General features: G+C 71.7%; 15 protein-coding genes. 9 read left to right on the top strand and 6 right to left on the bottom strand.

Annotated elements, in window-relative coordinates:
* The coding region (locus tag C1J01_RS53245; RefSeq protein ID WP_111183281.1) for a helix-turn-helix domain-containing protein at positions 1 to 569 on the bottom strand (569 nt) is incomplete at its 3' end.
* Between the two features lie 111 nt (positions 570 to 680).
* Here C1J01_RS53245 and C1J01_RS35130 point away from each other — a divergent pair.
* Together C1J01_RS35130 and C1J01_RS35125 are read left to right on the top strand one after the other, a co-directional pair.
* A complete protein-coding gene (locus tag C1J01_RS35130; RefSeq protein ID WP_111183280.1) occupies positions 681 to 1,148 on the top strand; it encodes a Dps family protein in 468 nt (155 codons plus the stop codon).
* Between the two features lie 594 nt (positions 1,149 to 1,742).
* Positions 1,743 to 2,765: an alkaline phosphatase PhoX gene (locus C1J01_RS35125; RefSeq protein ID WP_111183279.1), complete on the top strand. Its 1,023-nt coding sequence runs from the start codon at positions 1,743 to 1,745 to the stop codon at positions 2,763 to 2,765.
* Positions 2,766 to 2,793: 28 nt separating this feature from the next.
* Here the strand turns inward: C1J01_RS35125 and C1J01_RS35120 are convergent, their stop codons facing one another.
* Positions 2,794 to 3,387, bottom strand: a complete 594-nt coding sequence (locus C1J01_RS35120; protein ID WP_181449130.1) for a TetR/AcrR family transcriptional regulator — start codon at positions 3,385 to 3,387, stop codon at positions 2,794 to 2,796.
* Positions 3,388 to 3,513: 126 nt separating this feature from the next.
* On the opposite strand from C1J01_RS35120, the gene C1J01_RS35115 reads away from it, so the two are divergent.
* The gene (locus C1J01_RS35115) at positions 3,514 to 5,688 is read left to right on the top strand and encodes an MMPL family transporter (RefSeq protein WP_235854872.1); all 2,175 of its coding nucleotides are present in this window, start codon (positions 3,514 to 3,516) and stop codon (positions 5,686 to 5,688) included.
* Here C1J01_RS35115 and C1J01_RS35110 read toward each other — a convergent pair.
* Positions 5,657 to 6,505 carry a bifunctional helix-turn-helix transcriptional regulator/GNAT family N-acetyltransferase gene (locus C1J01_RS35110; RefSeq protein ID WP_235854871.1) on the bottom strand — a complete coding sequence of 283 codons (849 nt, stop codon included), beginning with the start codon at positions 6,503 to 6,505 and terminating at the stop codon, positions 5,657 to 5,659. The genes C1J01_RS35115 and C1J01_RS35110 overlap by 32 nt on opposite strands.
* Before the next feature lie 94 nt (positions 6,506 to 6,599).
* On the opposite strand from C1J01_RS35110, the gene C1J01_RS35105 reads away from it, so the two are divergent.
* A complete protein-coding gene (locus C1J01_RS35105; protein ID WP_111183275.1) occupies positions 6,600 to 7,502 on the top strand; it encodes a lactonase family protein in 903 nt (300 codons plus the stop codon).
* Here C1J01_RS35105 and C1J01_RS35100 read toward each other — a convergent pair.
* A complete protein-coding gene (locus C1J01_RS35100; RefSeq protein WP_111183274.1) occupies positions 7,495 to 8,967 on the bottom strand; it encodes an FGGY family carbohydrate kinase in 1,473 nt (490 codons plus the stop codon). The genes C1J01_RS35105 and C1J01_RS35100 overlap by 8 nt on opposite strands.
* Positions 8,968 to 9,097: 130 nt before the next feature.
* Between C1J01_RS35100 and C1J01_RS35095 the strand changes: the two genes are divergently transcribed.
* The gene (locus C1J01_RS35095; RefSeq protein ID WP_111183273.1) at positions 9,098 to 10,123 is read left to right on the top strand and encodes a 6-phosphofructokinase; all 1,026 of its coding nucleotides are present in this window, start codon (positions 9,098 to 9,100) and stop codon (positions 10,121 to 10,123) included.
* A gap of 130 nt (positions 10,124 to 10,253) precedes the next feature.
* Here the strand turns inward: C1J01_RS35095 and C1J01_RS35090 are convergent, their stop codons facing one another.
* Positions 10,254 to 11,105 (bottom strand): MHYT domain-containing protein, encoded by an 852-nt coding sequence (locus tag C1J01_RS35090; RefSeq protein WP_235854870.1) that lies wholly within the window; start codon positions 11,103 to 11,105, stop codon positions 10,254 to 10,256.
* A gap of 218 nt (positions 11,106 to 11,323) precedes the next feature.
* Here C1J01_RS35090 and thiI point away from each other — a divergent pair, with 218 nt between their 5' ends.
* Complete coding sequence (thiI, locus tag C1J01_RS35085) at positions 11,324 to 12,520, top strand: tRNA uracil 4-sulfurtransferase ThiI (RefSeq protein ID WP_111183271.1); 1,197 nt, start codon at positions 11,324 to 11,326, stop codon at positions 12,518 to 12,520.
* Between the two features lie 3 nt (positions 12,521 to 12,523).
* Here the strand turns inward: thiI and aroF are convergent, their stop codons facing one another.
* Entirely contained in the window at positions 12,524 to 13,555 is a 1,032-nt protein-coding gene (aroF, locus tag C1J01_RS35080; protein ID WP_111183270.1) for a 3-deoxy-7-phosphoheptulonate synthase, read from the bottom strand.
* A 264-nt stretch (positions 13,556 to 13,819) separates the two neighbouring features.
* Here aroF and C1J01_RS35075 point away from each other — a divergent pair, with 264 nt between their 5' ends.
* From C1J01_RS35075 to C1J01_RS35065, 3 genes are all read left to right on the top strand, one after another.
* Positions 13,820 to 14,416: a sulfite oxidase-like oxidoreductase gene (locus C1J01_RS35075; protein WP_235854869.1), complete on the top strand. Its 597-nt coding sequence runs from the start codon at positions 13,820 to 13,822 to the stop codon at positions 14,414 to 14,416.
* A 55-nt stretch (positions 14,417 to 14,471) separates the two neighbouring features.
* Positions 14,472 to 15,632, top strand: coding sequence for a sensor histidine kinase (locus C1J01_RS35070; protein WP_111183268.1), 1,161 nt, complete (start codon positions 14,472 to 14,474; stop codon positions 15,630 to 15,632).
* Between the two features lie 61 nt (positions 15,633 to 15,693).
* Entirely contained in the window at positions 15,694 to 16,434 is a 741-nt protein-coding gene (locus C1J01_RS35065; RefSeq protein ID WP_111183267.1) for a LytR/AlgR family response regulator transcription factor, read from the top strand.
* Positions 16,435 to 16,637 lie beyond the last annotated feature (203 nt).

Here is a 16,637-nt window from a genome sequence, read left to right as displayed (position 1 = left end):
GCCGGGGGGTGTGGGGTCTCCGGGCGTTCGGCCCAGAACCGGCCGCGTGACTGGCCGTCACCCGCCGGGCCCTCCGCGGCGTGCGGCGGGGCCGAGCTCATGGACGGCGGGCGCCCGGGTGACGGTGGGACGGCCCGCGGCGCCTGCTCCGTGCGGGCTCCCGGGGCGTGCTCCGGGTGGGCCTGCTGCACGGGGGACGGCTGGGTCTGCCCCGGGCGGGCCTGCTCCATGAGGGGCGGCGGGGCCGGCTCCGTGAGAGGGAGCCGGGCCGCGGTCTCCAGCATGCGGTCGGTCGCGCCGGCCAGGGCGGTCTGGATCTCGGCGATCGAGTGGCCGGCCGCCTGCAGACGCTTCACGGCCACGAGCTGCAGCAGGTGACGGCGGCCGTAGCGGGCGACCCGGCCGCGCCGGGCGAGCGGCGGGTCGACCAGGCCGATCGTCGTGTACCACCGGATCAGCCGCTCGCCGGGCACGTCGCGGACCCGGCCGCTCGCGGGCGGGGGAGCGTCGGAGCGCAGCGCGCGTGCCGCGTGCTCGGCCAGCTCGCCGATGGTCCAGGTGTCGCTCATACCTTCACGATGACACTGTCACTATTACAGTGTCAATGATGCAATCGGAAGAACGTCCTTTCCGATTTCGTTGTCCTTAAGGAAAGTCCGACCGACGGGGAGGAATTACTCATGGCTACGATCACCGGCCCGCTCTCGGGTGATGCCAGGAACACCGTCGCGGAAGCACTGCAGGGCTCGCTGGTCGACCTCATTGATCTGTCTCTGGTCGCCAAGCAGGCCCACTGGAACCTCATCGGTTCCCACTTCCGCCCGATCCATCTCCAACTCGACGAAGTGACCGACCTCGCCCGGCAGCACATGGACGCCATCGCGGAACGCGCCGTCGCCATCGGCGTCAACCCTGACGGCCGTGCCGCCACTGTCGCCCGTTCCACCAAGCTGGCGCAGCCGGACGGCGGCTGGATCGAGGACGGCAAGGTCGTGGCGACCTTCACCGACATCCTCGACGGCATCAGCAAGCGCATGTACGAACGCATCCGCGCTGTCGAGGAGCCCGACCCGGTCACCCAGGACCTGCTGATCGCGGTGGCGCAGGACATCGACAAGCAGCACTGGATGTTCCAGGCACAGCGCTGACAGGCTGAGCACAGGCATCGCCGCAGGGCGGTGCCGGCGGTGCACCGCGGGAGGCCCGGGCCAGGCGCCCGGGCTTTCGCATGCCCTGACCGTCTCTCGCGCGGGCGGTGCCCTCAAGCCCTCACCTGCCGTAACCGTAAGAACTGATCGGCCCTCGCCGATCGAGCGTGCCGGTCCATGAACAACCCGCGAACCGCCGTGCTCGCCGACCGGCCTCGTCCCGGCTTCGCGAAGCCCCGGCCGGCACCGGAGCAGACAACCGGGCCGGCCGCCCTGGACGCCGTCGCCGCAACCCCCGAAACCCGTTGCCGAGCCGCACAGCGCTGTCGCGCCAGGGCGTCGCTGCTCCGGCCTGTGGCCGTGCAGCAGCCCCGGCGCCGCCGGCAGCGTCGGAACCGCAGCCCTAGTGCCGCGTGCAGCAGCAGAACTGCCACCTGCGCCGGCCGAGGAAGGTGTGCGTGTGGTCGTCCGGAGGGTTGTCGTTCCTGTGTGTGGCTTGGGTGGGGTGGGGATTTGCGCAGAGTTTGGTGTCGCGAGTCTCTGCCATTCATGTCCGTGCGGTCGACTAGCGTGGCATCTAGAGGGAGGCCCACGATGTCCCACAAGACTCTCCTCCGCACGGGCCCGCTCGTGCCGGGCGGCGTCGGCCCGTACGGCCCCGTCGGCCCGCCGGGTGAGGGCGGTCTCGCGCTGCCCCCGCACTTCACCGGCCGGGTCGTGGCCCGTTCGGGCGCCAAGGTGGCCGGTCTGACCTGGCACGCGGCCCCCGACGGCGGCGCCTGTTTCCCCGATGGGAGCGGCTGGATCTACGTGTCCAACTCCGAGCTCCCCCTGCTCGGCGGCGCCTCGGCCGTGCGCTTTCGCGCCGACGGCGGCATCGCCGACGCCTACCGCATCCTGTCCGGCACCGACCTCAACCGCGCCGGCGGGGCCACGCCTTGGAACACCTGGTTGTCGTGCGAGCTCGGCCACCGCGGCCGCGTCTTCGAATGCGACCCGTACGGCGCCCGCGCCGCCCGTCCCCGCCTGGCCATGGGCCGCTTCAAGCACGAGGCCGCCGCCTGCGACCCCGAGCGGGGCGTGATCTACATGACCGAGGACGAGCCGGACGGCTGCTTCTACCGGTTCCGGCCGGGCGACTGGGGCGACCTGACGGAGGGCACGCTCGAGGTGCTGTCCTCCTCGGGCCGCTGGCGGCCGGTGCCGTCGCCGGCCGCGCTCCTCAAGGAGGCCCGCCACCAGGTCGAGGACGCCCGCCACTTCGACCGCGGCCACGGCTGCCACTACGCGGGCGGCGTCTGCTACTTCACCACGAGGGGCGACGGCGGCCTGTGGGCGTACGACGCCGAGACCGCCACGCTGGAGCGGCTCGGCGAGGGGGTGCGCGCCATCACCGCCGCCCCCTCGGGCGACCTGTACGCGGCCGGCACCGGCACCCGGATCGACCTCATCACGCCGGACCGCGCGGTGACCCCGTTCCTGCGGCTGCAGGGGCACGACGGGGCCGAGCTGACGGGCCTGGCGTTCTCGCCGCGCGGCGACCGCCTCTACTTCTCGGCCAGGCGCGGCCGGACCGAGGGCCTGACGTTCGAGGTCTCAGGCCCGTTTCGCGCCTGAGGGGTGAGGTGCCGGGTTCGGGCGAGCCTCAGCCGAGGTAGCGGATCAGGAGGTGCTTCAGCTCGGCCACCAGCTCGGCCGAGCGTTCCGGCGGTGACGAGGTGACCATCGGCATCACCGCCTTCACCATGGCCAGCGCCATGGTGCCCATGAGCCGGGCGCGTTCCTCGGGCAGCCCGGGGGAGCGGCGTCGCAGCATGTCCGCGATCCGCAGCGCGACGTCGTCGTGCAGGCGCTGCGACGCCGCGGCGAACCGGTCGCCCGTCGCCGTGCCGTACAGCAGCGACCAGTACGCCGGCGACTCGCTCTTGAACCGCACGCTCTCGTCCACCAGCTGTCCGACCAGCGCCTCCAGTGGGATGTCGGGGGTGACGGCGGCCAGCCGCGCGGTCCAGTACTCGGCCCGGTCGACCGTGTAGCGGGCCACCAGCCCGTCCAGGACCTCCTCCTTGTTCCGGAAGAACTGGTACAGCGTCCCCGGCGACACCCCCGCCCGCGCCGCGACCTGGTTGGTCGTCATGTCCGGATAGCCGACCTCCGCGATCACCGCTTCGGCGGCGTCGAGGATCTCGGCCATGCGCTTCAGGCCGCGCGCCTGCCGGCGGACCGTGCGTTCAGCCATGCGTCCCCTCGTTGACAAATGCGAGCATTCACTTGTATTTCTGAAAAGGCCGACAAACACGAGCAGTTTACCGACTTTTCGGGAGTCCCCCATGAAGAGCGTGATGACCAGGACGGCGGCGCCGCGGTGGCGGTGAACGCCCGCACCCGGCCGCCCGGCCCGGCGACCGCCGGCCCGCCGCTGCGCCGCCTCGGCTTCCTCCTCGTACGCCGCCGCAGACTCGTTCTCTCCCTGGCTCTGGCCCTGCTGGTGGCCGCCGGCGTCCTGGCGGCCGGGGCGGTGCCGCGGCTGTCCCTGGCCAGGTTCGAGGCCCCGGGCTCGGAGTCGGACCGCGCGCAGGCCGAGCTGCGGGCGCGCTTCGACGCCGGCAGCCCCGACATGATCTTCCTGGTGACGGCCAGGACCGGCACCGTGGACGACCCGGCGATCGAGGCGGCGGGCCGCGAGCTGACCGCCCGCGTCGCCCGCGCGGACGGCGTCGCCGAGGCGGCCTCGTACTGGACCCGCGGCGGGTCCGCCACCCTGCGCAGCCAGGACGGCCGGCACGCGCTGATCCTCGTGCGCATCCCCGGCGACGCCGACCACGTGCGGGCCGGCGTGCTGCCCCGGCTCGTCCCCGAGATCACCCAGGGCACCCCGCTGCTCCAGGTGCGGGCCGGGGGAGGGGAGGAGGTCTTCCGCGAGACCGTGCCCCTGTCGCGGCAGGACTTCGTCCGGGCCGAGCTGGTCATCTTCCCGCTGGCGTTCGTGCTGCTCTGGCTCTACCAGCGGCGGGTCATGGCCGCGCTGGTGCCGATCCTGGCCGGCGTGTACGCCATGGTGACCGGGCTGGCCCTGCTCCGCGGGGTGCTGCCGTTCGCCGAGATCTCGACCTTCGCCCTCAACCTGACCCTGGCCATGGGCCTCGGCCTCGGCATCGACTACTGCCTGTTCGTCGTCCAGCGTTTCCGCGAGGAGGTCCGGCGCGGCGCCGACCGGGCCGCGGCGGTCGCCGGCGCCGTCGAGCACGCCGGCCGCACCGTGCTGTTCAGCGGGCTCACCGTGGCGGCGTCTCTCGCGGTGCTGTTCGCGCTGCCCTTCGACTTCCTGCGCTCCTTCGCGTACGCGGGCGTCGCCGTCGTCATCGGCGGCCTCGTCGCGGCGGTGATCGTGCTGCCCGCCGTGCTGGCCTCCATCGGGGGCACGATGTTGCCCAGGCGCGAGCGGCCGGAACGCGCGGACGGCCGCTGGCACGCCCTGGCCACGCGGGTGATGCGCCGGCCGCTCGTCTTCGGCGGCGCGGCGACGGCGCTGCTGCTGGTGCTCGCCTCGCCGTTCCTCGGCCTGCGCTTCGGCGTGGCCGACGACCGCATCCTGCCGCCGGAGGCGTCGTCGCGGCAGACGCAGGAGGTGATCCGGCAGACGTTCCCCGCGGAAGAGACCGACGCGATCCAGCTCGTCTCGCGGGACGCCGTGACCGCCGGCGTCGTCCCGTACGCCACCGCCCTGTCGCGGCTGCCCGGCGTCGCCCAGGTGGACACGGCGGCGGGCTCGTTCGCGGGCGGCGCGCGCGTCGGCGACGGCGACCCGGCGAGGTTCCGGGGCGAGGGTACGTGGCTGTCCGTGGTGCCCTCCGCCGCCGCCCTGGCCGACGACCCCGTACGGCTGGCCGAGGCCGTCCGGGCGGTCGAGCCGCCGTTCCCGGTGCTGGTCGGCGGCTACCCGGCCGAGCTGGCCGACTACCGCGCCTCCGTCGTCGACCGGCTGCCGCTGGTGATCGCGCTCATGCTCGTCATCACGTTCGCGGTGCTGTTCGTCATGACGAGGAGCGTGGTCATCCCGCTCAAGGCGACCCTGCTCAACGTCCTCAGCCTCGCCGTCATGTCCGGCGTGCTCGTCTGGGTCTTCCAGGACGGCAACCTGTCGGGCCTGCTCGGCTTCACCCCGACGGGCACGCTCGACCCGAGCATCCCGATCCTCATGCTCTGCGTCGCCTACGGCCTGTCCATGGACTACGAGGTCTTCCTGCTCTCCCGCATCAAGGAGGAGTACGACAGGACCGGCGACACCGAGCGGGCGGTCGCCGCCGGACTGCAGCGCGGCGCGCCCCTGATCACCGCGGCGGGCGGCATCCTGGCGCTCACGTTCGCCGCCTACGCCACGGCGGAGGTGATGTTCGTGCAGATGCTGGGCGTCGGCATGGCGGTGGCCGTGCTGGTGGACGCCACGGTGATCAGGGCGGTGCTGGTGCCGAGCCTCATGCGCCTGGCGGGGCCGCTCAACTGGTGGCCTAGAGGTCGCGCGACCACACCTGGTCGGTGACCTCGACGCCGTTCTCGACGCCCTTCTCCTCCGACTCCAGCGTGAACCCGGCAGCCTGGTAGATGCGCCGCGCGCTCACCAGGCTGTCGCGCGTCCACAGGGTGATGCGCTTGCAGCCCATGGCACGGGCGTGGCGCAGGCACTCGTCCACGAGCCGCCGCCCGATGCCGTGGCCGCGGGCGGACGGCTCGACCAGCAGCATCCGCAGCTTGGCGGTCACGTCGTCCTGCCGCACGCAGAACACGCACCCGGCGCGCTCGCCGTTCACCTCGGCGATCCAGCCGGCGTCGCGTGAGAGGTCGAGCTCGCCGACGATGCGGGCGACGAGCTGCTCGAAGTCGACGCCCCAGCCGTACTCGGAGCTGTAGAGCTCGCCGTGCCGGAAGACCACCCAGCCGAGGTCGCCAGGACGCGGCGGCCTGATCACCACCGCCTCCCGCGTGTCCGGCGCGCCCAGCAGCCGCCGGATCGCCGCCATGCTGGAGACCAGCCGCTCCCGGTCGGGCCCGGGCAGCCCGGCCAGCAGGCGGTCGATCTCCTCGCTCTGGCGCCGGTCGAGCCCGGCGAAGACCTCAGCCCCCGCCGGGGTGAGCCTGACGAGCTGCCGCCGGGCGTCGGACGCCGACCGCTCCCGGGCGACCAGCCCGTCGCCCTCGAAGCGGGTGAGGATGCGGCTGAGGTAGCCCGCGTCCAGGCCGAGCAGCCCGCGCAGCTCGCCGGTCTCCATCGAGCCGGCCTGGGCCAGCTCGAAGAGCACCCTCACCTCGGTCAATGAGTACGGTGAGTCGAGCATCCCCGCCTGGAGTGCGCCGATCACCTTCGTATAGAACCGGTTGAAGGTCCTGACCTCAGAGACATTTGACTCTGTCAACGAACTCATTGCTCCAGTCAACCATAGGAGGATCCCCGCTGTGAAGAGCGTGTTCATCGGCGGCTACGGCCCGGGCATCGTCATGATCGGCGGCGGCCTCACCCGAGTGGCCTCGCCGTCGTTCCTGGCCGTCCATCCCACCCGGCGGGTCCTGTACGCCGTGGGCGAGCTCGAACGCGGCTGGCTCACCGCGTACGAGGTGGGGCGGGGCCTCGCGCCCCTGGACGAGCGGCCGAGCGAGGGCGACAGCCCCTGCCACGTCGCGGTGGACCCCGAGGGCGCGCTGCTGGCGGTGGCCAACTACGGCGACGGCACGGCCACCCTCTACCGGCTGGACGAGCGCGGCGCGTTCGCGGGCGAGCCGATCGTGCTGCGCCACGAGGGCTCCGGCCCGAACGCCGAGCGCCAGGAGGGCCCCCACGCCCACCAGGCCGTCTTCCACGACGGCCTGCTGCACGTCTCCGACCTCGGCACCGACGAGATCCGCCGCTACCGCTACGACGGCACCCCGGTGGAGCCGATCAGGCTGGCGCCCGGCACCGGCCCGCGCCACTTCGCCTTCTCCGGCTCCCGCCTGTACGTCGCGGGCGAGCTCGACGGCTCGGTCACCCTCATCGACGGCGAACGCCGCACGGTCGTCCACGCCAGCGGCCGCCCGGGCGAGAACGCCCCCTCGCACCTGCAGCTGGAGGGCGACCTCGTCTACGTCGCCAACCGCGGCCCCAACACCATCTCCGTGTTGCGCGCCGCCGACCTGTCGCCGCTCGGCGAGGTGCCCTCGGGCGGCGACTGGCCGCGCCACTTCGCCATCGACGGCGACCGCATGTACGTGGCCAACCAGTACTCGAACCAGGTGAACGTCTTCGCGCTGCGGGACGGCCTCCCCGAGCCGACCGGGGAGGCGTACGAGGTGGACAGCCCCGCCTGCGTGCTGGTCAGGTGAGGGGGCGGGCGGCGGCCGTGGTCAGCCCCACCGCCGCCCGCCACCGCTCGTATCCGGCGTCGTCGGGCTCGTCGGGCTCGAAGCGCCGGTCGAGGTGCCAGGTCTGGCGCAGCTCCGCCTTCGACCCCCACACGCCGGCGCCTAGCCCCGCCAGGAACGCCGCCCCCAGCGCGGTCGTCTCCTGGATCGCCGGCCGCTCCACCGGCGCGCCGAGCTGGTCGGCCTGCAGCTGCATGAGCAGGTTGTTGACGCTGGCCCCGCCGTCGGCCTTGAGCACCGGCGCCGAGCCCGCGGTCATCACCTCCACCACGTCGCGCACCTCGTACGCGATGGCCTCCAGAGTGGCCCTGACCAGGTGCGCCCGGGTGGTGCCGCGGGTGATGCCGGTGATCAGGCCGCGCGCGTCGGGCTCCCAGTGCGGGGCGCCCAGCCCGGTCAGCGCCGGGACGAACACCACGCCGCCGGTGTCGGGCACCGTGCGGGCCAGCGCCTCCGACTCCGCCACCGTGCCGAGCACCCCGAGCCCGTCGCGCAGCCACTGCACGGCCGCCCCGGTCACGAAGATCGACCCCTCCAGGGCGAACGTGCGCTCGCCGGACGGCGTCTGCCAGGCCACCGTGGTCAGCAGCCCCGACTCCGAGCGCGCGATCTCGCCGCCCAGGTTGGTCAGGACGAACGAGCCCGTGCCGTAGGTGCACTTCACGTCGCCCACGTCGAAGCACGTCTGCCCGAACAACGCCGCCTGCTGGTCGCCGGCCACCCCGCTGATCGGCAGGTCGAGCCCCAGGAAGGCCCCCGGGTCCGTACGCCCCAGCGGCCCGTAGTTGGGCACGATCTCCGGCAGGGCCGACTCCGGCACGCCGAACAGCTCGCACAGCTCCGGCTCCCAGGCGCCCGACTCCAGGCCGTACAGCAGCGTCCTGGAGGCGTTGGACGGGTCGGTCACGTGCCGCGTGCCCGCCGTCATCCTGGCGATCAGGTACGAATCCACCGTCCCTATCGCCACATTTCCGGACTCGACCCCTTCCCACAGCCCGGGGTCGTTCTCCGCCAGCCAGCTGAGCTTCGTCCCCGTGAAGTACGGGTCGAGCCGCAGGCCGGTCAGCTGCGATATGCGCGGCTCGTAACCCGCCTCGCGCAGCCGTACGCAGTGCTCGACGGTGCGGCGGTCCTGCCAGACCACGGCGCGGCGCGGCGCGGCCAGCGTGCGGCGGTCCCACAGCACCGCGGTCTCGCGCTGGTTGGTGATGCCGACGCAGGCCGGTGACGCCGCGGCCCCGCTGAGCGCGGCGGCGCAGGCCGACAACGTCGCCTGCCAGATGTCCTCCGGGTTGTGCTCGACCCAGCCGGGGTGCGGGAAGTGCTGGGTGAACTCCTCATACCCCTTGGACTCGATATGTCCGTTATCGGTGACGACGACTGCAGTGACCCCCGTCGTCCCGGCGTCGATGGCCAAGACGCTCACGATATTTCCTCCCGTTCGAGGTTCGGCCGGTGTGCCCTGGCGTTTGGTCTAGACCACTGGCTGTGATGGAGGGCACAATGCGAGTCTGTCATCAGCACTGGTTCGTGACCCTCATCGGGAGGAACCCGCCATGCGTATTGGAGTGCTCACCGGAGGCGGCGACTGCCCCGGGCTCAACGCCGTCATCAGGGCAGTGGTACGTAAGGGGGTGAGCGTCTACGGCCACGAGTTCGTGGGTTTCCGTGACGGCTGGCGCGGCCCCCTCGAAGGCGACACGATGCCGCTCGACATCCAGGCCGTACGGGGCATCCTGCCGCGCGGCGGCACGATCCTCGGCTCCTCCCGCACCAACCCGATCAAGATCGAGGGCGGTGTCGACCGGATCAAGGAGAACCTCGCGGCCGCCGGCGTCGACGCGCTGATCGCCATCGGCGGCGAGGACACCCTCGGCGTCGCCCGCCAGCTCTACGAACGCGACGTCAACGTCGTGGGCGTGCCCAAGACCATCGACAACGACCTGTCGGGCACCGACTACACCTTCGGCTTCGACACCGCCGTCAACATCGCGACGGAGGCCATCGACCGGCTGCACACCACGGCCGAGTCCCACCACCGGGCGCTCATCTGCGAGGTCATGGGCCGCCACGCCGGCTGGATCGCCCTGCACGCGGGCATGGCGGGCGGCGCCAACGTCATCCTCATCCCGGAGAAGCCGTTCGACATCGACCGGGTCTGCGAATACGTCGAGTCGCGCTTCCGCACCCGCTACTCGCCGATCGTCGTGGTCGCCGAGGGCGCCCACCCGATCGAGGGCCAGATGGAGCTGCAGACGGGCGAGCTCGACGCGTTCGGCCACGTCCGGCTCGGCGGTATCGGCGAGCGGCTGGCCAAGGAGATCGAGAAGCGCACCGGCAAGGAGGCCCGCACCACCGTGCTCGGCCACATCCAGCGCGGCGGCACCCCGACGGCCTACGACCGGGTGCTGGCCACCCGGTTCGGGCTGCAGGCGATCGACGCGGTCCACGAGGGCGACTACGGCGTCATGGTCGCGCTGCGCGGCACCGACATCGTCCGTGTCGGGCTCGACGAGGCCACCGCCGAGCTGAAGACCGTGCCGGTCTCGCGCTACGCGGAGGCCGAGGTGTTCTTCGGCTGAAAGCCGTTTGCAAGCGCGCGGCCGTACCTTCGGGCGCAGCGGTTCCTCCGCTGCACCCCCTGAGGGTACGGCCCGCGTCGCAGCGAGTCGGCGGCCCACCACACGCGTCGCGAGCCGTGCCCGGGGGAGGTCACCTCCGTCTCGGCGCCTGCGCGGAGCGCGGGGCGGAGCCGTTGTAGAGCAGTTCCTGCTGCTGCTGGGTGGCGCGCCGGCGCAGCTGCAGCTTGGCCACGAGCTCGGCGTCCTCCCGCTCCTCCTCCTCCGACGGCGACAGGATCACCATGAGCAGCATGGTCAGCGTGATCAGGCTGATCACGGTCATGAGGGGGACGAGGAAGTCCAGCGCGTCCGCCCCGCCGACCTCGGCGGGCTCGGGGTGCACGGTGACGTGCATGGCGTACATGCCGGTGTAGTGCATCCCGGCCACGGCCGCGCCCATGACGAGGGAGGCGGCGGTGATCCAGACGGTCTTCTTGACACGGAGGGTGAACCACAGCGCCACGGTGGCGGCCACGACGGCGATGCCCACCGAGGCGCCCACCAGCAGCCGGTCGTAGGAGACGTGGGCCGACATGTTCATCGCGTACATGCCGAGGTAGTGCATCGAGGCCACGCCGAGGCCGGTGAGCAGGCCGCCGCCGAGCAGCGACGGCAGGCGGCCCCGGCCGTAGGAGACCAGCAGCAGCCCGGTGCCGACGACCACGATGGCCACGATCGCGGAGCCCGCGGTGAGCCAGACGTCGTACTTGATCTGGGTGCCGTCCACCTGGAAACCCATCATCGCGATGAAGTGCATGACCCAGATGCCGGTCCCGCCGATGGAGACGGCGGCGCCCAGCAGCCAGCGCACCCGCGCGCCGCCGCGTGAGGCGTGGGCCTGCGCGGTGAGGCGCAGCCCGAGCATCGACCCGATGCAGGACATCACGTACGCCAGCACGGGCGTGAGCAGTCCGTAGGTGAAGTGATTCACAGCAGAGGTCATCGATCGGTTCCTTGCCTTAGGGGTCCGAGGATTCTGGCATCCGAGATGTCCTTTTCGCATAGATAACGCAACTATCTGTCAACTGGACAGTCCGAAAACATGAAGGTCATTCACGCCTTCGACACGCGATCGAGCGGGTGCGGAGGGCGGACTAAACTCGATGCGTCGCGACGTTGCCATCTAGGCGCGCTTCTCCCCGTCTTCCCGGAGGTTCCACCATGACGATGACCGCCCTGGGCGAGCCGTGCGTTCTGCTCAAGCTGGGCGAGATCGTCCTCAAGGGCAAGAACCGCGAGCTGTTCGAACGCCGCCTGATCAGCAACATCCGCGAGGCGCTCCAGAGCCTTGACATCAAGGTCGACGTGCGCAGGCGGCACGGCGTGATCGCGATCTTCCTGCCGCAGGGCGCCACCGCCGAGCAGGCCGACGCCGTCGCGCAGCGCGTCGCCGACGTGCCCGGCCTGGTCTGGATCCACCGCGCCTGGCGCGTCGCCAAAGACCCCGACAGCGTGCTGAAGGCCGCCGTCGAGCTGGTCGGCGAGAGCGAGGAGGCCAAGCGGGGCGCCCGCTTCGCCGTGCGCTCCCGCCGCCGCGACAAGCGCTTCCCGATGCGCTCCAACGAGCTCGACCGCTTCGTCGGCGGCGCCATCAACGACGAGTACGGTCTGCCGGTCGACCTGTCCAAGCCCGAGCTGACGGTGTCCATCGAGGTCGACCGCGACGAGGTGTTCGTCTTCACCGGCGGCATCCCCGGCCAGGGCGGCCTGCCCGTCGGCAGCAGCGGCCGGGCGCTCGTGCTCATGTCGGGCGGCATCGACTCGCCGGTGGCCGCCTACCGGATGATGCGGCGCGGCCTCCACGTCGACTTCCTGCACTTCTCGGGCATCCCGTTCACCACGTCCGAGTCGATCTACAAGGCGTACGCGCTGGTCAGGAAGCTCGACAGGTTCCAGGGCAGGTCGCGCCTGTGGGTGGTGCCGTTCGGCAAGGCCCAGCAGTCGATCCGCAACTCCGGCCAGGACCGCCTGGCCGTGATCGCGCAGCGGCGGCTCATGCTCAAGACGGCCGAGGAGGTCGCCCACCGCATCCACGCCGCCGCGCTGATCACCGGCGACGCGCTCGGCCAGGTCTCCTCGCAGACCCTGGCCAACATCACCGCCCAGGACAACGCCGTCGAACTGCCGATCCTGCGCCCGCTGGTCGGCTGGGACAAGACCGAGATCATGGCCGAGGCCCGGCGCATCGGCACGCTCGAGATCTCCGAGCTGCCCGACGAGGACTGCTGCTCCCTGCTGGCGCCCAAGCGCGCCGAGACCCGGGCCAAGATCGAAGACCTGAAGCAGATCGAGCGGCGGCTCGACGCGGAGGAGCTCTGCGTCCAGCTCGCCGACTCGATCCAGGAGTACACGCTCTAGCCGTCACACGGTGAGGGCCGCCGCGGCGGTCTTGCCGAGCAGTGCCGGGAAGTCGTTCATCACCTGGGCCAGCTCGCCCAGGTCGGCGCCCACCAGGGCCTGCGGGCCGTCGCAGAGCGCCTGCTCGGGGTGCGGGTGCACGTCGATGATCACACCGTCGGCGCCCACCGCGACGGCCGCGCGGGTCAGCGGCAGCACCAGCTCGCGCCGGCCGCCGGAGTGGGACGGGTCGACGATCACCGGCAGGTGCGACAGCCGCTGCGCCACCGGCACCGCCGAGACGTCGAGCGTGTTGCGGGTGGCCGTCTCGAACGTCCTGATGCCGCGCTCGCACAACACGATGTCGAGGTTGCCGCGCTGGGCGATGTACTCGGCGGCCATGAGCCACTCCTCGATCGTGGCGTTCATGCCGCGCTTGAGCATCACCGGCCGGCCCGCCGCGCCGACGGCCTGCAGCAGCGCGAAGTTCTGCATGTTGCGGGTGCCGACCTGCAGCATGTCGGCGTACGACGCCACCAGCTCGACGTCCTGCGCGTCCACGACCTCCGTCACGATCGGCAGGCCCGTCTCCTCGCGCACGTCCGCGAGGATGCGCAGGCCCTTCTCGCCCAGCCCCTGGAAGGCGTACGGCGACGTGCGGGGCTTGAACGCCCCGCCGCGCAGCAGCACCGCGCCGGCCGCCTGCGCCATCCTGGCCGCCTCCAGCGTCTGCCGGTGGGTCTCCACCGCGCACGGCCCCGCGATCAGCGTCACGGTGTCGGGGCCGATCGGCACGCCTCCCACGTGGACGGTGGAGCGTTCCGGATGGTTCTCCCTGCTGACCAGCTTGTACGGGGTCGAGATCCGCATCACGTCGCGCACCCCGCGCATCCCCCGCAGGGTGGCCGGGTCGAGCTGCGTCACGTCGCCGACCAGGCCGACGATCGTGCGGCGCACGCCCTTGCTCACGAACGCCTCCACACCGGCCGCCTGCACGACGTCCACGATCGACGCCAGATCCTCCGCGGTGGCCTCGGGCCCCATCACGATCACCATCTGCTGCTCTCTTTCTCGCCTTCTCGGCCGGAAAAGTCTCCAGGGAACGCGAAAGGCCCCGGGTCCATCAGGACCCGGGGCCTTTCGTTCGCCTTGTCTGCTAGCGCAGCGTCAGGTGGCGAACGGACTCGGGTCCGTCGCCATACCAAAACAGGAACGCGGTGCGCATAGTGCGTTCATCGTAGCGCACCCAACCCGCTCGCGAACCACGAGAGGTCCGATGGCAGGATGGCCCAAGACGCGAGACCGGTGAGGAGAGTGATCGTGGAGGAGTCGCGCCTGCCTCCAGGCCAGTACGTCCCACGCGGCCGGCCCGTGATCCACTACGGCAGGGTGCCGGCGTTCAAGCCCGACAGCTGGGACTTCCGCGTCTTCGGGGCCACCGCCTCGGGAGAGGAGCACCGCTTCACCTGGGACGAGTTCGCCGCCCTGCCGCGCGTCACGCGCGTCGCCGACTTCCACTGCGTCACGAAGTTCTCCCTCATGGCCAACGAGTGGCGCGGCGTCTCCCCGGCCACGATCATGGCCGCCGCCCCGCCCGACCCCGGCGTCCGGCACGTGATGATCTGGGCCGAGTACGGCTACAGCGCCAACCTGCGCATGTCCGACTTCACCGCCCCCGGCACCCTGTTCGCCCTGGAACTCGACGAGAAACCCCTCAACCCCGACCGCGGCTACCCCCTGCGGGTCGTGGTGCCCCACCTGTACGCGTGGAAGAGCGTCAAATGGGTGCGCGGCATCGAATACCTGCTGGAGGACCGGCGGGGCTTCTGGGAGGAACGCGGCTACCACAACATCGGCGACCCCTGGCGCGAGCAGCGCTACTCCTACCAGGAAGAACCGGGCGACGGCCCGGCCTGATCGCAACCGTACGTTTTCCCCCGGGCACACAGCGTTCTTGGCTACGGTTGCCCGCATGCTGACCACCGCGTGGGTGGCGCTGTCCCCCCTTGCCTTCCTGATCGGTTACGTGGCCGCCCGGGCCCCGTGGCGCCGTCCCGCCCGCTCCGGGGAGCGGGGCGACGACGCGTCCGTCCCGTACACCACGTACCTGACCTTGCACTCCGTCGCGCAGGCCGCCCCCGCGCTGCGCGCCGGGCTCGACCGCGACTCCGCCCGCAGGGCCGTGCACCATCTGCGCGCCTTACTCGGGACCCGGGGCGTGGCGATCACCTCGGCGGAGGCAGCGCTGGCCTGGGACGGGCCCTGCACCGACGACGTCCTCGCCTACGCCCAGGCCACGGTGGCCGCCGGGAGCGCCCAGGTGTTCCCCGGCGAGCCGCACGGGGCGGTCGTGGTGCCGCTGACCGTGGACGGCGCGGTGGTCGGCACGCTGGCCGCCTTCCACGACGCGGTGAGCGCCGCGCTCGTGCGCGCCGTCGTGGAGCTCGGCCGCTGGGTCTCCGGCCAGCTGGAGCTGGCCGAGCTCGACGCCCTGCGGCGGCGTGCGCTGGAGGCCGAGATGCGCGCGTTGCGCGCCCAGATCTCGCCGCACTTCGTCTACAACGCGCTCACCACGATCGCGTCGTTCGTCCGGACGAACCCCAAACGCGCCCGTGAGCTGCTGCTCGACTTCGCCGACTTCTCCCGGTACGCGCTGCGCCGGGCGCACGACTTCACCACCCTGGCCGACGAGCTCACCTGCGTCGACCGCTACCTGCTGCTGGAACGTGCCCGTTTCGGCGACAAGCTGCGCTTCAGCATGCAGGTGGCGCCCGAGGTGCTGCCCGTGCCGGTGCCGTTCCTGTGCCTGCAGCCGCTGGTGGAGAACGCCATCAAGCACGGCATGCGCGGACGGGGGGGCGGCGGCGAGGTGCGGGTCGTGGTCCGCGACGCCGGTCCCGAGGCGCACATCTCGGTGGAGGACGACGGCGCCGGCATGGACCCCGAGTGCGCGCGGCGCATGCTCGACGGCGACCCCTCGCGCGAGGGCAGCGGCATCGGGCTGGCGAACGTGGACCTGCGCATGCGCCAGATCTACGGCGACGCCTACGGGCTCGTCGTGGAGACGGCGCTGGGGGAGGGGACCAGAGTGCGGCTGCGCGTCCCCAAGACGCATTTAGCTGAACGTTGCTGAATGATTACGCTACGCTTGCGTGTCCCAGCCGGGCTTTGCTTTCATACGGCGCGTGGTGGACATGCTGAGAGTGCTGGCCGTCGACGACGAAGTGCCTGCTCTGGAGGAGCTCGCCTACTTGTTGCGCCAGGACGAGCGGATCGAACACGTCACGACCGCGGCCGACGGCGTCACGGCGCTGCAGGACATGGTGCAGATGATCGGCTGCGGTGAGCGGCTCGACGGGGTGTTCCTCGACATCCGCATGCCGGGGCTCGACGGCCTCGACCTCGCCCGCCTGGTGGGCGGCTTCCCCTGCCCGCCACGCCTGGTGTTCGTCACGGCGCACGAGGAGTGCGCGGTGCAGGCGTTCGAGCTGGAGGCGGTCGACTACCTCCTCAAGCCCGTGCGGGCCGAGCGGCTGTCGGAGGCCGTACGCCGGCTGGAGGCCGCCGCCTGCCCCGCCCCCGAGCCGGGCCAGGACGACGTGATCCCGGTCGAGCTGGGCGGGCGCACCCGGTTCGTGCCGCAGCAGGCCGTCTGGTTCGCCGAGGCCAAGGGCGACTACGTGCGCCTGCACACCGTCGACGGCAGTTATCTCGTCCGCATGTCGCTGGCCGCCCTCGAACGCCGCTGGTCGGAGGCCGGCTTCCTGCGCATCCACCGCAGCACGCTGGTTTCGGCACGCCACGTGAGCGAGCTCCGCTTCGAGGGCGGCCGCGTCACCCTCACGGTCGGCACCGAAACCCTCCAGGTGAGCCGCCGCCACAGCCGCCAGGTACGCGAACAGCTGGTCCGCCAACACCGCAACGCCCTCTCGTAACCCTCCTCGCACCCCCCTTCACTCGCCCAGCCCACGCTCCCACAACGCCCGGCACCACTTCGTCCCGGCCGCGCCCGGCTGGCGTTCCCGCGACGCCCGGTACCACCCGCCCCGCCTGCCGCGCCGGGTCCCGCGCCTTCCAAGCCCTCTCTCTTATACACATCTGACGCTGCCGACGATCTTACGCGTGGAGATGACGAAGG

It is taken from the genome of Nonomuraea aridisoli (genome assembly GCF_003236395.1).
Taxonomy (GTDB): Bacteria; Actinomycetota; Actinomycetes; order Streptosporangiales; family Streptosporangiaceae; genus Nonomuraea; species Nonomuraea aridisoli.
This window is presented reverse-complemented; position numbering and strand designations above follow the sequence as displayed.

Bases quoted from the DNA above. Each gene is read 5' to 3' on its own strand.
- C1J01_RS35130 (WP_111183280.1), top strand. From the start codon at position 681: ATGGCTACGATCACCGGCCCGCTCTCGGGTGATGCCAGGAACACCGTC.
- C1J01_RS35125 (WP_111183279.1), top strand. From the start codon at position 1,743: ATGTCCCACAAGACTCTCCTCCGCACGGGCCCGCTCGTGCCGGGCGGC.
- C1J01_RS35120 (WP_181449130.1), bottom strand. From the start codon at position 3,387: ATGGCTGAACGCACGGTCCGCCGGCAGGCGCGCGGCCTGAAGCGCATG.
- C1J01_RS35095 (WP_111183273.1), top strand. From the start codon at position 9,098: ATGCGTATTGGAGTGCTCACCGGAGGCGGCGACTGCCCCGGGCTCAAC.
- C1J01_RS35090 (WP_235854870.1), bottom strand. From the start codon at position 11,105: ATGACCTCTGCTGTGAATCACTTCACCTACGGACTGCTCACGCCCGTG.
- thiI (WP_111183271.1), top strand. From the start codon at position 11,324: ATGACGATGACCGCCCTGGGCGAGCCGTGCGTTCTGCTCAAGCTGGGC.
- aroF (WP_111183270.1), bottom strand. From the start codon at position 13,555: ATGGTGATCGTGATGGGGCCCGAGGCCACCGCGGAGGATCTGGCGTCG.
- C1J01_RS35070 (WP_111183268.1), top strand. From the start codon at position 14,472: ATGCTGACCACCGCGTGGGTGGCGCTGTCCCCCCTTGCCTTCCTGATC.
- C1J01_RS35065 (WP_111183267.1), top strand. From the start codon at position 15,694: ATGCTGAGAGTGCTGGCCGTCGACGACGAAGTGCCTGCTCTGGAGGAG.